This window comes from Bacillus sp. 05T21 (assembly GCF_056396785.1).
Genome location: NZ_JBFTMD010000002.1, coordinates 595,793 through 611,209 on the forward strand (window position 1 = coordinate 595,793; position 15,417 = coordinate 611,209).

The window sequence follows — 15,417 nt, forward strand, 5'->3', positions numbered from 1 at the left end:
CTCCATTCAACAAAAAAAAACCTTGGTTTCGTGCAACACGAAACCAAGGTTTATCTTATTATCATTGATTAAATTAAAAAACTATGGTAAATTAGTACAGAAACGCATTCACTAAAAATAAAAAAATAAATTTATCCGTATCTTAATTGTACAACAAAACACATCTTCAGTCAACCTCTATTTTTCACTTTTAAAGGAGTGCTTACGTATGAACAAAAAACTTGATCAAGAGCAAAAACGATTGGATACCGTAATAGAAACGATTAAGGAGCAAATTGATAAACTGGAAAGCGACACTGGCAGACGCCGGGCAGAAGTAATCAACATTCGTAAACACTTCTGGGATGATGTTAAAGTTAACACTGATACTTTTGACGATTATCTTGAAACAGTTATCAACTTAAGACAACAAGCTCAGTCACTAGCCGTAACACAAATCACCCATAAGCACACCTTTAATCGACTTGCCGCACTACGCCGTATGCATAAAGCACCTTACTTCGGACGAATTGATTTCAAAGAAGAAGGAGAAATTGGTGCAGAACAAATTTATATCGGCGTTGCTACACTTACCGATGCAAGCGGAGAAAACTTTCTTATATACGATTGGCGCGCACCTATTTCAAGTGTCTACTACGATTATCCACCAGGACCGGCTGAGTACAGTACACCAGGAGGCGTAATCCGCGGCAATGTGGAGAAAAAATTACAATATATTATTCAGAATGGCGAGATTGATTCCATGTTCGATACGAGCCTCACAATTGGAGATGAAATTCTGCAACAAGCGCTCGGAAAAGGAACAAACAAACATATGCAAAGTATCGTTGCTACTATCCAGCGTGAGCAAAATGAAATTATCCGTCACGATGAAGGGCGACTACTTATCGTTCAAGGAGCTGCTGGTAGCGGTAAAACATCAGCTGCCCTGCAGCGAATCGCCTACTTACTATATAAATATCGCGAATGGCTAAAAGCAGATCAAATCATTCTCTTCTCCCCTAACTCCATGTTCAACAGCTACGTATCTAACGTACTGCCAGAACTCGGCGAAGAAAATATGCAGCAAGTTACATTCCAAGAATATTTAAACCATAGACTAAGTAAGTCATTTGATGTTGAGGATCCTTACGAGCAATTAGAATATATGCTAACTGAAACGAATAGCGCAAATTATAAAACTAGAAATGCGAGCATTCGCTTTAAAGCATCTACTCAATTTTTCGAGATGATTAGAGCGTACAGACAATCTCTTGAATCTTCAGGCATGCTATTTAGAGGAATGAAATTTAGAGGAAAACTGATTGCCTCTGCTAAAGAAATTACAGAGCAATTTTATAATACTGATTCCTCCCTCCGCTTCCATAATAGAATCGAGAAGTTAACGGATTGGCTAAACAAACAAATAGACACAATTGAAAAAACAGAACTGAAAAAGCCTTGGGTAGAAGAAGAAATTGAACTACTTAGTAAAGATGAGTATCAAAAAGCTTATAAATACTTACAGAAAAAAGGCGAGTTTGATGACAACTCCTTTAATGATTATGAAAAAGAAACGAAAGTACTCGGTCGTATGATTGTCCGTAAAAAATTAAAACCGTTACGTAAAGGCGTTCAAACATTGCGTTTTATCAATTTTACAGGCATATATAAACAACTCTTCACAGATGAATCATGGGTTACTGGCGAAAAGCCTAAAGAATGGGATGACATTTGTTCACTAACTTTGAACATGCTTGATGAAGGAAAGCTACATTACGAGGATGCGACTCCATTTTTACTTTTAAAAGAATTAATTGAAGGCTTCCAAACGAACAGATCAATTAAACACGTACTCGTAGATGAAGCACAAGATTATTCTCCGTTTCAGTTCGAGTTTTTAAAACGTCTCTTCCCTGCCGCAAAAATGACAGTACTCGGAGACTTTAACCAAGCGATATTTGCTCATGCGAGTGAAACAGTTAATTTCAATACACTTACTAGCTTATACGGACCAGATGAAACAAACGGCATCAACTTAACTCGTAGCTATCGATCAACAAAACCGATTATTGAATTCACACGCTATCTCGTACCGGAAGGAAAGAATATTAACGCCTTTGAACGTGACGGCGAGAAACCTACAGTGACTAAAGTTTCTGATTACAGCGAACTGCATAATCGTATCACTTCTAAAGTCGCTGAACTACAAAAACAACAGCACAATACGATCGCAATTATATGTAAATCCGCAGCTGAAAGTGCCGCTGCATACGAGGCACTCAGTCATATCGAGAATATTAAACTTGTGAAAAGTAACTCAGCCGAGTACGAACAAGGCATCGTCGTTATCCCTGCTTATTTAGCGAAGGGTATCGAATTTGATGCTGTTATTATTTACGATGCTTCTAAAGATGTGTACAGCGATGAGAGCCTACGTAGATTGTTCTACACTGCTTGTACACGCGCGATGCATGAATTGCAGCTTTATAGCGTTGGTGAGGTTAGTCCTTTTGTAACAGGGGCTGCTTCGGAGAGTTTTAAATGTATAACGAAAACACCTTGATTTTTATCAAGGTGTTTTTTTCATTCTAAACGACATATCTTTACGTCGATATACACTCAGCACAATCCCCATTATAAATGCATGAAACAGAGTTGGTACTAATCCATAACTAATAAAAGGTAATGATATAGAAACACGTGGTAATATCCCGAGGATCATGCCAACGTTACAAATGAAATGGACTACAAAAAGAGTTACACCACCAACGAGTAGCAATTTACCATAACCATCATTTATTCTATACGATATGGTCATTATTCTCACTGCAAAAAGAGAAAGAATCAAGACAAGAATCAGCGCAAGCACATATCCATAATAGTAAGTCAAACTCGCGAATACAAAATCAGTATGCGCAGCAGGGATAGACTTTATATTTCCATATGTACCAAACCAACCTGCCGACGACATTGCCTCTTTTAAACGTAAATACCATAGATCATGCTCTGGGTTTAAAAAACCTAAAATTCTAGCTATCCGGTATTCTTTTACGGCAGACCAGGAAAATAGATCCTTAATAACAAAGGGTAAAATTGGTAAAATTGTAATGAGCCATGCCGTTTTCTTTCCTAGCTTACTCCACCAAAGCATAACGAATACCATCGTAATATAAATAAAAATTGGCACCAGAATTGATGTAGTTGAAAATAGATATAAAGAAAATACGTACAACATGAGAAGGTGCATAAACTTTAACCTACTATTATTGAAAAAAGAAGCCCAAGCTAGAAAGAAGAATGGTATCGTCATTAAACAGTCAATTGTGAGAGGACCAATCTTTATTAATGCTTCTCCATTCACAGAAATAGTCGGAAAACATTTTATAGCTAACAAGATAAGTATTCCAATTGTATAAAACAGCCACCCGATTCTTTCTAACTTCCGGTAATCAAGCAACATCATTCCAATAGCTGTTGCAATGCCGAGAATAACAGAAATTACTTTGTTCATTAATAAATCATTCGTATGCCCAAGAGCGATTATTGGTAAAAACCCTAGCCCCATAGCAGCCACTAATAAAATAATTAAGAACCAATCCACCTTTGGCTTATGAAGTTTGTTAAGTTCCCTGCCAAGCTTGATCGGACTTCCCATTTGTTCAACAGCCTTATTTTCAGCAACTTCCTCACTTAACCCTTTCTCTATCCACGTGTTCTTCGCCTGTTTCAAGTGAAAATCTAGTTCAGTTGCTACAAAGCTCTTTGCTTCTTTTGATTTAATGTGATTGGTAACTTCGCTTAAAAAACGCTCCCCTTTTTTGTTCAATTTTATCTCACTCCTGTACTAATCCTTTTAATATAAACCGTGCCTTCGTAGAATCTTTTTCTGCCTTTCGCAGCATCTTTCTTCCTTTATCATTTAATTGATAATATTTCGCTCCTGCATGATCCCAACTCGATTGGATAAAACGATTCTGTTCTAGACGATGTAATACGGTATATAAAAACCCTTCATTTCCTTCGAATTTTCGAATCCCTCTCCCTCGTAGTAACTGTGACAATTCGTATCCTGTTTTTTCATGACTGAGGAGTTGTAAAATCGCTAAAGAGATGTCCTCTTCCTTTTCGTTTGAAGCATTGATTTTTTCGCRCACCTGCTTTCGATGTTGATCAGAAAAACTCAAATGTTTAAACGTTGTATTCTCCATTGATTTTCGCAGGCCTTTTAATCGATCTTCCATTTGATTATCCCTCCAATCCTTTCTTCAAAAGCTCCTTCGCTTTTTTCAGTCTCGTTTTTATCGTGTTTTCTTTCACGTCTATTACAATAGCAATCTCTTTAATTGATAGTTCTTCATAATAAAATAGATAAATGACTTCTCGATATTTTATCGGTAAATTCATTACTGCAGAAGCCAGTTCACGATCCTTCGCATTTTGAATAACAGTTTGTTCGACACTATCATTTTGAACCCCAATATAAGCAGCTTCATCCTCTGTCACGATCACCTTTTTGTTATACCAACTTTTTATGTAGTCCTTACATTGATTAATCGCAATTCTCCACAACCACGTTTTCACATTCGATTTCCCTTTGTATGTATGAAGAGATTTATAACATTTCACAAATATATCTTGCGTTAAATCCTCAGCGACTTCTTTATTATTCACATATGAATACACAAGCTGTAAGACTTCTTGCCCATACTTGTTCATTATTTCATCGATAAAGAGTTCCTTATCTTCTATTTCAAACGCTTCTACCGTTAATTCATCCACATCATTTCCTCCTTCCCATTTATTAGACGACGCACTGTATGGAAAAGTTTTATAAATTCATAAAAAAACGGTTGGAAATGTCCATACCGTTTTGTTCATCCTCTACTATTTAATTTTTTCTAAAACAAAACTTTTAATATTCCCCGCACTTTTTATAGCTTGCGATACGTCTGTTTTATTAAGTTCTTCAAAATAAGGATATCTGACTTCAATCGCATAACTATTTAACTCTGCACAATCATCTATTAAATCATTGAACTCCATATTAAATTCAGCACATTCCTTTGCTAACAGCAATGAATTATGCGTTTTAGACGGATGAGTTCCTTTAAACGTTAAATACCCCTTTAGATATTTCTCAGCACACTGTTGACAATGATAACAGATAATTGCAAAAATAATAGGTATTAAAGACAATAAATGATTAGAAGCTCTAAGATCCGAATCTGCAATTTCAAACCATAAATTTGCCTCACTGAAATTTTTCATACAATACCTTACCTTCTTCAGCAATCTTGTATTCCATTGTTACAGGATTACCAGAACGCTCATTAAATTCTTCAGAACCGTAAACAAGTAAATCGACTGGTGTTTTCATTACATCGAATATACTTAAATTCAATTTCTTTAAGGCTTCTCTTTTCCTCTTACCAATACCATCAACCACTACACACAAATCAAAATCACTATCCTCATTAGGCATACCGTAAGCATGAGACCCAAATAAAATAATTTTATTAACATCAGAAAGAGAGGAAGTCATTTTATCTACTAATTGATTTAACTCTTTTTGAACATTAGTATTCATTCCATTCACCGCTTTAAATTAATCCTTCTCAATAAATCCTAGCTGTAGAAGCAAATCAATAAATTGATTCATTTCAACTCTAATACACTACTACAATTGTTAAGTTATTCAAACGATATGATAATACTTATTATACCTTTCGTATCCATATCCTGTTAAGCAACAAAAATCTACACTCAGTTAATTTCAGTACACTCTGTACAAATATAATAAAACAAAAAACCGCATGAGGACTCTCCCTCACGCGGTTTATTTTTAAGCTAACGCAGCCGCCTGCTCTTGTTGATCCACAGGAATTACAGCATCGCTTAACGCTTTTTCTAATTCAGCTGTGTATTTCATTTCGACGCTATCATCATTTATGGCGCCAATAAAGACAGATTACGCAACAGTTTCATAACAGTATGAATAAATAAACACCTATTACGAGTATAAAAAATCGGCTCACTACATAATACCTATGTTTTCAGTGATACTCTATTACCACCGAACTAATTTATATAATTTTAACTATATGATAGCAAGTTAATTTTCAAATATCTTCTTGCGCATAACCCTAAATTTATTATCCATTTGTATCAGGCTTATAAATAAAAGATATCCTATCGATGCACCGAGCATATTTATAGCAATCCGCCACACATCAAAAACATCAGATAAAGTTAGTAAATGTAATAACTCCCAAACAAGAAAGGTCATAGCATACCACTTACAAGCTTTCTTATAGTTCGTCACTTTATTGATCAACACTGGAACGAAAAATCCAAATGGAACTACCAATATTATATGTTGCAAAACAGTTAACCAATACGTTGAGTTCCCCCAAGGACCTGGATGCGCAATAAAATCTTTAACTTGCCAAAGTGTTATTCCAAAAAGTTGTAATAACGTTTCTAAATCAGATATATGTAAAAATTGCTGCCAAAATTCAAGAGGATGATAGACAGTTCCACCTGTCAAACTACGAATAGAGTCAAATGTTGAATTTGAAATAAATGTTCCCAAAAAGACAATAAAACAAATCATTATATAAGGAATACATAAAATTTTTGATAATATCTTTAATGGTCTAGGAACTTCGTATACCGATTGATTAATCCCTAAACCAATAACTTTTGATTCGCCAAAAGTTTGAATCGCTTTATACACCGCTTCTTTTTCATTCATACCTTGTTCCATATATTCTTCTTTCAAGCTGTTCAAGTGATCATATATTTCTAGAAATAGCTCATCCTGTTCAATATTACTAAGTTCTGAATAAGCTAAAATGGACTTAATATACTCATCAAATTCACTCATAAATAACTCCTTTCTGACAAGTTTGAATTAATGATGTTACACGCTCCCAAGAGTTCACTTTCTTCTGCAATTCTTTTTTCCCTTTACTTGTAATAGTATAAAATTTCCTTTTCATCCCATTCTCAGATTGATTCCAATAAGATTCAAGAAATTCCTTTTTTTCTAATCGCTTTAAAGCTGGATACAAAGTTCCCTGCCCCATACTATACAAATCTTCACTTGCATCCTTTAAACTTTGGGCTATTTCATATCCATATGTATCACGTTTTGCAATGATAGAAAGTAATAAAATATCTATACTTCCCTTCAAGATTTCTTTGTCCAACAATACCACCTCCTTATATACATCGTATAACAACATATGTCGTTATGCAACACAATTGAAATAATACCCCATAAAAAAAACCACCTAAAGGCTCCCCTTCAGGTGGTTCTCTATTTTACGCTAACGCAGCCGCCTGCTCTTGTTGATCTACAGGAATTACAGCGTCTGTTAATGCTTTTTCTAATTCAGCTGTGTATTTCATTTGCTCTTCTTTGCTCCAGCCTAGTTTCGCAGCCATGTAGTTGATTACTGCTTCTTTCCACTCGTATACCCAGTGGATGTTGAAGAATACAGCGCCTCTGCGGCGTACGAAGAAGTCAACTGGTTTCGCTGTCATTTCGTAATCCATTGCGTATACAAGTGGGATTAGAACGTCTAGCGGCATGTTGTATTCTTTCGCTTCGTCTTTATGTTTTTTCGCTAAGTCAAACAGTACGTCAACGTTAGAGCCGTAGAATTTCGCGAATTTTTCCGCTTGTGCTGTCGTTAAACCATATTTCGTACCTTCGCCTGCTTTTTTTGCAACAAATGCCGGGAATCCATGTGAACCACTTACATGACCACCAGAGATTGGCATATGTTTCGTATCGCTCTTCTTATATGCGCTATGGCCTTCTTTTTGTAATAGATTCGTTACGTAGTCTACTACCATTTCAGCCATTTTGCGGTATCCTGTTAATTTACCGCCCGCGATTGTAATTAAACCAGATTCAGAAGTCCAAATTTCATCTTTACGAGAAATTTCAGATGCATTCTTACCTTCTTCATAAATTAGCGGACGTACACCAGCCCAGCTTGATTCCACATCTTTTTCTGTAATTTTCACGCTTGGGAACATGTAGTTAATCGCATTAATGATATATGTGCGATCTTCTGTTGTCATGTGCGGTACAGCTGCGTCTTTATCATAGAACGTATCTGTTGTACCTACGTACGTTTTTCCTTCGCGAGGAATCGCGAACACCATACGTTTATCTGGTGTATCAAAGTAAATTGCTTGCCCTAATGGGAAACGTTTTTGATCAATTACTAAGTGAACACCTTTTGATAACTGAAGTACTTTACCTTTTTTCGAGTTATCTTTTTCACGAAGTGTATCTACCCAAGGACCAGCTGCGTTTACAATTTTCTTACCGTAAACTTCATATACTTCTCCGTCTAGTAAATCGATTACACGTACACCGCATACTTTTCCATCTTTATATAAGAAACTGTCTACTTTTGCGTAGTTAACAGCTTTCGCACCATGCTCAATCGCTTCTTTCATTACTTCAATTGTAAGACGCGCATCGTCTGTACGATATTCTACGTAGTAACCGCCGCCTTTTAATCCTTCTTGTTTTACAAGAGGTTCTTTATTTAGCGTTTCTTCACGGTTAAACATCTTTCTGCGCTCGCTTCGTTTTACACCTGCTAAGAAGTCGTATACACGAAGACCAATTGATGTACTGAATGATCCGAACGTGCCGCCTGTATGGAACGGAAGTAACATCCACTCTGGTGTTGTTACATGGGGACCGTTCTCATATACGATCGCACGCTCTTTCCCCACCTCTGCTACCATTTTCACTTCAAGTTGTTTTAAATAACGTAAACCGCCGTGTACAAGTTTCGTTGAACGACTTGATGTACCTGCTGCAAAGTCCTGCATTTCAAACACAATCGTTGATAAACCGCGTGTTGCCCCATCTAATGCAATACCAGAACCAGTAATACCTCCACCAATTACGATCACATCTAACTCTTGTTTATTTACTCCATTTAATACGTCTTTACGTTGTTTACTTGAAAATTTCATGGTAATTCCTCCCTTTGATAACGAAAAAAGAGACCACAAGCTCCGCTATAGATTTCGCCTCTATAGCGTGTTGTGGTCTCTCCAAATCTCCTACCGAATTATTAACTTGTCATCATTATAACACTGTTTATGATTATTTGAAAGCTTTAGTTGCTTCAATTGCTTTTTTCCATCCAGCATATAGCTCTTCGCTTGTTTCCGCTTCCATCGTTGGTTCAAAGCGTTTGTCCATATGCCACTGTGCTTTAATTTCATCTTGGTTTTTCCAGTATCCAACCGCAAGACCAGCTAAGTATGCTGCACCTAAAGCTGTCGTTTCATTGATCACTGGACGCTCTACAGGAACGTCTAAAATATCACTTTGGAACTTCATTAAGAAGTTATTCTTAACTGCCCCGCCATCAACGCGTAATGTATTTAGTTCAATACCTGAATCTGCTTCCATTGCGCATAGTACATCTTTCGTTTGGTATGCTAAAGATTCTAGCGTTGCACGAATGAAATGCTCTTTCGTCGTACCGCGTGTTACACCAAACATAGCGCCGCGTACTTCACTATCCCAATACGGTGTACCTAGTCCTACGAATGCCGGTACTATGTATACACCTTCAGTTGATTCAACACGGCTAGCGTACACTTCGCTCTCGCTCGCATCTTTAAACATACGCAGTCCGTCACGTAACCACTGAATTGCAGAACCTGCTACGAAAATACTTCCTTCTAATGCGTAATTCACTTTACCATCTAAACCCCATGCAATTGTTGTTAATAGGCCATGCTCAGAAGCTACTGCTTTTTCGCCTGTGTTCATTAACATGAAACAACCAGTTCCGTAAGTGTTCTTCGCCATACCTTCACCGAAACAAGCTTGTCCAAATAATGCTGCTTGCTGGTCACCAGCTACACCTGCGATCGGTATATTTTGACCGAAGAAGTGATAATCAATTGTTTCTCCATATATTTCAGATGATTGACGTACTTCTGGAAGCATGCTCTTTGGTACTGTTAACATGTCTAGAAGCTCATCATCCCACTGTAAGTCGTGAATGTTAAACATTAATGTACGTGATGCATTTGAGTAATCTGTTATGTGCGCTTTACCGCCAGACAATTTCCATACAAGCCATGTATCAATTGTTCCGAATAATAACTCGCCATTTTCCGCTTTCTCTCTTGCACCTTCAACGTTATCTAAAATCCATTTTACTTTCGTACCAGAGAAGTATGCATCAATTAAAAGACCTGTTTTTTCGCGAACCATCTCGCTATAACCTTTTTCTTTTAACTCATCACAAATTTCAACTGTTTGACGAGATTGCCATACGATTGCGTTATAAATTGGTTTTCCAGTCGTTTTATCCCATACAACCGCTGTTTCACGTTGGTTCGTAATACCGATACCAGCGATTTGTTCTGGTTTTACATCCGCTTCACTTAAGCAAGTTGCGATAACTGCTAAAATAGATCCCCAAATTTCTTGTGCATTATGCTCAACCCAGCCTGGCTTTGGAAAATGTTGTGTAAACTCTTTTTGAGCTGAATGAACGATTTTTCCTTCTTTATTGAAAAGAATTGCGCGTGAGCTTGTTGTTCCTTGGTCTAATGAAAGAATATATTTTTTCATATCAGTTTCCCCCTATGCTACTTTTCTACTTTTTGTAGTAGTTCCACTTTTTTTACTTGTCATATAAGAGATTGCTAGTACAATCACAGTTGCAATAATTACATAAATAAGTGCTGAATTTTGTTTTCCTTCAAATACAACTTGATGGAATAATCCTGCAAGTGATCCACCTAAAATTGGACCAACTACTGGAATCCATGCATACTTCCAATTTGAACCGCCTTTTCCTGCAATCGGAAGGAAGAAGTGTGCAATACGCGGACCTAAATCACGAGCCGGGTTGATTGCGTATCCTGTTGTTCCACCTAATGATAAACCAATACTTACAATTAAGAAACCTACGATAAATGGATTTAAACCATCTGCAAATTTATTTGCTCCAATTGCTAATATACCAAATACTAAAACGAATGTTCCAATCATTTCACTTAAAAGGTTTGCAAATGTGTTCGGAATTGCTGGACCTGTTGCAAATACACCTAACTTTGTTCCTGGATCTTCTGTTTCTTTCCAATGTGGTAAGTAGTGTAAATATACGATAACTGCCCCGATAATTGCCCCAATCATTTGTGCTGCGATATACATAGGTACATCACTCCATGGGAACGCTCCCTTAAAAGCAAGTCCTATTGTTAAAGCTGGATTCAAATGTGCTCCACTAATTGATCCAACTGCATACGCTGCCATAGCAACCGCTAGACCCCAACCCATTGTAATTACAATCCAACCAGAATCTTTCGCAAACGATTTCTTTAAACTTACACCAGCGCAAACGCCGCCACCAAGTAAGATTAACAATGCAGTCCCTATTAATTCCCCTAAAAATGCTGACATAAAATCCCTCCACAATCAATTTAAATGCTTTCGAAAAGTGATAGAGGTAAAATGAATGGCCATTCGTTTTTTCAAAAGAAAAAGATCCACAGCTTACATGCTTCTATATAATATATATAGAAACAATAAAATGTGGATCTCTTCTTTTCTCCGTCACGTTTATTAACTTGTCTATAATGTTAACCCTTAATGAAAGCGGTGTCAACAGAATTTTTTCACATTTTCGTTACTTTTTTTGGTAATGTTTCCATAGTTCTTTTTTCGATGTCGTAATTGCTGTCGCACCAGCATTTAACGCCCTTTCAACATCCTCGACAGTTCGAATAAAACCACCCGCTAAAATTGGTACACCTGTACGCTCTTTCACCTCAGCAATGACACCCGTTAACGCACCAGGAAGCACCTCTATATAATCCGGCTTCGTCTTTTCTAGCAAATTACAGCTCTTTTCCATCGCGCTAGAATCAATTAAAAAGATGCGTTGAATGGAGACGACACCTTTTTGCTTCGCCTTCATAATTACGCTCGCCTTTGTCGATAATAACCCGTACGGTTTATATTCTTGGCATAAAAACTCCGTCGCATGCCCATCACTTTGTAATCCATGGATCAAATCCACATGTAAAAATACTTTTTTATTATGCTGCTTCGCGAGCGACACAACACTCTTCAATTGACCGACATGAATATCTAAAATAACAATATACTCATACGAACTATGTAATAGCTTCTCCAAATCTTTAATTTGCCTCACTGCCGGCAAAATCTTTTGCTCATGAAATTCCATTCTAAACGTCCCCTTCCTATCTATCCTTTATAGTACACAATTTGGGTGAAAAGAACAGCTAGTGTAGGGGATTTCTTACAAATCTTTCTCTTATCTATATATTTTCTTCAATTTATCAGAAACCGTACCACCTATAACCATTAATATGAGCGGTAAAAAATTCATTACATACGGTGCATCTGCTACAATTGTAATGCTTGCTCCTGCAAACTTATTTAACGCCCATACAACGATTTTTGTAATAAACAAAAATACCCCCAGCATGAATAGACCATCAAAGAACACCTTCCATTTTGGATATGCTAATTGCTTACTATCCTCAATTACTTTCTGCGTCAACTCTTCATCACTCCTTAGCAGTTCATCAATTGTAATACCGAACAGATCGCTTAAATGAATAATAATTTCAATGCTCGGATAGTTCTTTCCCGTCTCCCATTTCGAAACAGACTGCCTACTTACATGAATTTTTTCAGCCAAATCATTTTGCGACCAATTTCGTTTCTCTCGCTCTTCTTTTAAACGTTCGCTAAAAATCATACTGTGTTTATCACCTCTCTACGTCTAGTATGGTCAAATAAATGATGAAGAGTAAAGCTAGTTATCGTTGCGTAACCTGTGCAACTTGTGCGTTACATCTAAAAATGACGCTATGTATCATGTCGATTTCATATGCTTTTCTTCTATAATAATTTCCCGAACAATAATACAATGAACGGATGACTAGATTAAGCATAAAAAAATACGCCATCCCTTCTTATCATTCTCCAGAAAGAATAACGTAAAGTTTCATTTTTAAACATTTTCATCAAAAAGAAAAGAAGCTAACAATAAATTGTTAACTTCTCAGCTGAAAGTAAAATATTATCTTTCCTTATCTTCTAATATCTAGGTTGTGATTGAATATTTGTAAGATGAACATCAAACATATCAATGATTTCAAGAAATCTATCAGCTTCACGGAAAACATGGTCTGCTAATAACGGATGAATGATACTCTTTATTTTACATTGCTCAATTAAATCACGTGCTGTTTTCTTAAAATCCCGAAGAGATGTAACGGACACACGATTTTGATCTAAAAATTGATCTAAAAGAGGGACTGTTTGGGATTGTGGCTTCATAGATTCTAAGTCAATTGCTTGATACATCAATTCATCAAAATCATTACTAAAATTCCGTGCTGTATCTACAAGCTTTCTTTCCGATGGATCAAGAAGATGACCAATAAATTTAGCATGGTCTGCCATAATCCTTAAAAAGAAAACATTTTCTTTAATAATAGCATCAGGAAGGGCATCTAATTTCCCTTCATTTAATTGTATTAAACGTTTTCTAAAATAGTCAGCTTCCCTACTTGTATGGTCAACTAACAGTGGAAAGTTATTTTGTCCTGGCAATTTACATGTGAGAATTAATCCTAAAATTTTTCTTTTAAATCCCCAAATATTAGTTGCGGCTTGTTGTACTTCTGAATTAAATCTTTTTATTTGCTCAGGATCTGTTTCATTTGTATAGGAATGCGCTATTTGTTCGATATGTTCAAACAATCGATAAAATTGATTAGCCTCTTCGATTAGTTGAGTATCCTCGCATCTAAACCCCAAGCGAAGAAAAAAAGAATGCTCCTTCATGATTCTAGACCAAAAACGAATTTCATTTAATGAACGCTCAACAAACATTACAGATGTAACACCTGTATCAGGATGTAATGATGTTTCATCCCTATGCATTGTTAATCCCCCCTGTAGATACTGCGCTATTTCCATTCTTATGAGTGAACATATATATAAATACCATCAAATAAAGGTTCATGATGAATATCATATACATGTAAAATTAAGCTTATATAAGCTTAGCTTGATGAACATATACTGCTCCAAAAAAGAAAAAAGGCTACCACCTAGATGTAAAGTTCTACTAGTTGGTAGCCTGTCAAAATTTCTATTAAAGCAATACCGAATCTTTATCACTATCCTGATTACGTTTCTCTCGTTCTTCTTCTAAGCGCTTCATATATACTTCGCCTTCTTTTTCGATAAAATCATTATCCATCTCTTGCTCTTTTTTCGAAGTATATAAAACCATGTAGCCACTCAATACGATCCCAATGATTACAAGATAAATCCACCATGGTAAAGTTTCCACTTTCGTTCATCCCTTTCCTTAGACAAGCCTTATTAGTTTCACTTTATGAGGAAAGAAGTGGATTTATGCTTAAAATTTCATTGTGGATTCTTCGCGAAGAACGCTTGTACATATTCCATAAACTCGATTGGTTCCTGGCGAAACGGTGCGTGGTATCCTTTTTCAATGATATGGAACGTACTATTTGCAAATAGCTCGTGATACAGTTCACCATTTTTCCAAGAAACGCTCTTATCATGTCGTCCCCATATAATTAAAGTCGGTACCTTGATTTTATCGGCTTCCATCGCAATGCGGCGCTCTCTCATTTTCTTCAGCTGGTCATAATGCTTTTTATCATCGCGACTATTTTTCACTTCATTTTTATTATAATCCGTAATCTCTGTTACAGTTTGTAAGTCTGTCGATAGTGGCGGCACTTCATAACTTTCTTTTTGCTGGAAAGACTCTATCCCTGTAGAATCCGCTAAAACGAGATGCGTTACTGCATCCGGATATAAATACGCTAAATTCAGAGACATTTCCCCGCCCATCGAATGACCAAGTACTGCGAATTGATCGTATCCGAGTTTCTTCATTAACTTATAATATAAATTCACTTGTGTGGGAAACGAATACTGAAAATCAATCGGCTTAGAAGAACGCCCAAACCCTAAAATATCAACCGCAATAATCGTATGATCCTTTACAAGTTCCGGATAAATATCATTAAACCCATCTGAAGAACCACCGAACCCGTGAAGCATAAGTAAAGGCGGTTTCCCCTCACCAATTTGCTTAAAATAGATCGTCTGTCCATCAATCTGCGCCATACTCTCTTTCGTATTTATCTTCATCATAACAGTATCCTTCACTTCTTCAACCTTCGCAATCGGCTTATCAACGAAGTTACATACTATTAATAAAACAAGAACAATACCGCTAATCATATAAAACTTAAACCGTTTCAAAATCCCCGTCTCCTTTCTCATGCTACTATTTAAAGTTTTTACATTTTTTGGTTGTTTTATGTTCCCTTTTTAATTGTAACTAC

At 36.5% G+C, this 15,417-nt stretch carries 16 protein-coding genes; 1 reads left to right on the forward strand and 15 read right to left on the reverse strand.

The window, feature by feature from the left end; genetic code table 11:
- Positions 1-208: 208 nt before the first annotated feature.
- On the forward strand, positions 209-2,545 hold the full coding sequence (gene helD, locus AC1DKZ_RS08065; RefSeq protein WP_476995934.1) for an RNA polymerase recycling motor HelD: 2,337 nt from the start codon (positions 209-211) through the stop codon (positions 2,543-2,545).
- A 6-nt stretch (positions 2,546-2,551) separates the two neighbouring features.
- On the opposite strand, the gene AC1DKZ_RS08070 is transcribed toward helD, so the two are convergent.
- The 15 genes from AC1DKZ_RS08070 to AC1DKZ_RS08140 all read right to left on the reverse strand — a co-directional run bounded on the left by AC1DKZ_RS08070 (position 2,552) and on the right by AC1DKZ_RS08140 (position 15,334).
- On the reverse strand, positions 2,552-3,808 hold the full coding sequence (locus AC1DKZ_RS08070; protein ID WP_476995935.1) for an FtsW/RodA/SpoVE family cell cycle protein: 1,257 nt from the start codon (positions 3,806-3,808) through the stop codon (positions 2,552-2,554).
- Positions 3,809-3,815: 7 nt separating this feature from the next.
- Positions 3,816-4,223, reverse strand: coding sequence for a PadR family transcriptional regulator (locus AC1DKZ_RS08075; protein WP_476995936.1), 408 nt, complete (start codon positions 4,221-4,223; stop codon positions 3,816-3,818).
- Between the two features lie 4 nt (positions 4,224-4,227).
- The gene (locus tag AC1DKZ_RS08080; protein WP_476995937.1) at positions 4,228-4,761 is read right to left on the reverse strand and encodes a sigma-70 family RNA polymerase sigma factor; all 534 of its coding nucleotides are present in this window, start codon (positions 4,759-4,761) and stop codon (positions 4,228-4,230) included.
- Between the two features lie 105 nt (positions 4,762-4,866).
- On the reverse strand, positions 4,867-5,250 hold the full coding sequence (locus AC1DKZ_RS08085; RefSeq protein ID WP_476995938.1) for a HEPN domain-containing protein: 384 nt from the start codon (positions 5,248-5,250) through the stop codon (positions 4,867-4,869).
- A complete protein-coding gene (locus tag AC1DKZ_RS08090; protein ID WP_002087180.1) occupies positions 5,234-5,569 on the reverse strand; it encodes a nucleotidyltransferase domain-containing protein in 336 nt (111 codons plus the stop codon). Before AC1DKZ_RS08090 ends, AC1DKZ_RS08085 begins: the two co-directional genes overlap by 17 nt.
- Before the next feature lie 525 nt (positions 5,570-6,094).
- Positions 6,095-6,868, reverse strand: coding sequence for a VanZ family protein (locus AC1DKZ_RS08095; RefSeq protein ID WP_476995939.1), 774 nt, complete (start codon positions 6,866-6,868; stop codon positions 6,095-6,097).
- Positions 6,861-7,193, reverse strand: a complete 333-nt coding sequence (locus tag AC1DKZ_RS08100) for a PadR family transcriptional regulator (protein WP_061674045.1) — start codon at positions 7,191-7,193, stop codon at positions 6,861-6,863. The genes AC1DKZ_RS08095 and AC1DKZ_RS08100 overlap by 8 nt, the downstream gene beginning before the upstream one ends.
- A gap of 115 nt (positions 7,194-7,308) precedes the next feature.
- The gene (gene glpD / locus AC1DKZ_RS08105) at positions 7,309-8,991 is read right to left on the reverse strand and encodes an aerobic glycerol-3-phosphate dehydrogenase (RefSeq protein ID WP_002134793.1); all 1,683 of its coding nucleotides are present in this window, start codon (positions 8,989-8,991) and stop codon (positions 7,309-7,311) included.
- Positions 8,992-9,124: 133 nt separating this feature from the next.
- Complete coding sequence (gene glpK, locus AC1DKZ_RS08110; RefSeq protein WP_016094611.1) at positions 9,125-10,615, reverse strand: glycerol kinase GlpK; 1,491 nt, start codon at positions 10,613-10,615, stop codon at positions 9,125-9,127.
- Between the two features lie 12 nt (positions 10,616-10,627).
- The gene (gene glpF / locus AC1DKZ_RS08115; RefSeq protein WP_476995940.1) at positions 10,628-11,449 is read right to left on the reverse strand and encodes a glycerol uptake facilitator protein GlpF; all 822 of its coding nucleotides are present in this window, start codon (positions 11,447-11,449) and stop codon (positions 10,628-10,630) included.
- Between the two features lie 226 nt (positions 11,450-11,675).
- Entirely contained in the window at positions 11,676-12,236 is a 561-nt protein-coding gene (gene glpP / locus AC1DKZ_RS08120) for a glycerol uptake operon antiterminator GlpP (protein ID WP_000394293.1), read from the reverse strand.
- Positions 12,237-12,326: 90 nt separating this feature from the next.
- Positions 12,327-12,776, reverse strand: coding sequence for a helix-turn-helix domain-containing protein (locus tag AC1DKZ_RS08125; protein ID WP_476995941.1), 450 nt, complete (start codon positions 12,774-12,776; stop codon positions 12,327-12,329).
- A 341-nt stretch (positions 12,777-13,117) separates the two neighbouring features.
- Positions 13,118-13,969 carry a DUF2935 domain-containing protein gene (locus AC1DKZ_RS08130; RefSeq protein WP_000554485.1) on the reverse strand — a complete coding sequence of 284 codons (852 nt, stop codon included), beginning with the start codon at positions 13,967-13,969 and terminating at the stop codon, positions 13,118-13,120.
- Positions 13,970-14,183: 214 nt separating this feature from the next.
- Complete coding sequence (locus AC1DKZ_RS08135; RefSeq protein ID WP_002087191.1) at positions 14,184-14,384, reverse strand: sporulation YhaL family protein; 201 nt, start codon at positions 14,382-14,384, stop codon at positions 14,184-14,186.
- A gap of 77 nt (positions 14,385-14,461) precedes the next feature.
- Complete coding sequence (locus AC1DKZ_RS08140) at positions 14,462-15,334, reverse strand: alpha/beta fold hydrolase (protein ID WP_476995942.1); 873 nt, start codon at positions 15,332-15,334, stop codon at positions 14,462-14,464.
- Positions 15,335-15,417: the final 83 nt, after the last annotated feature.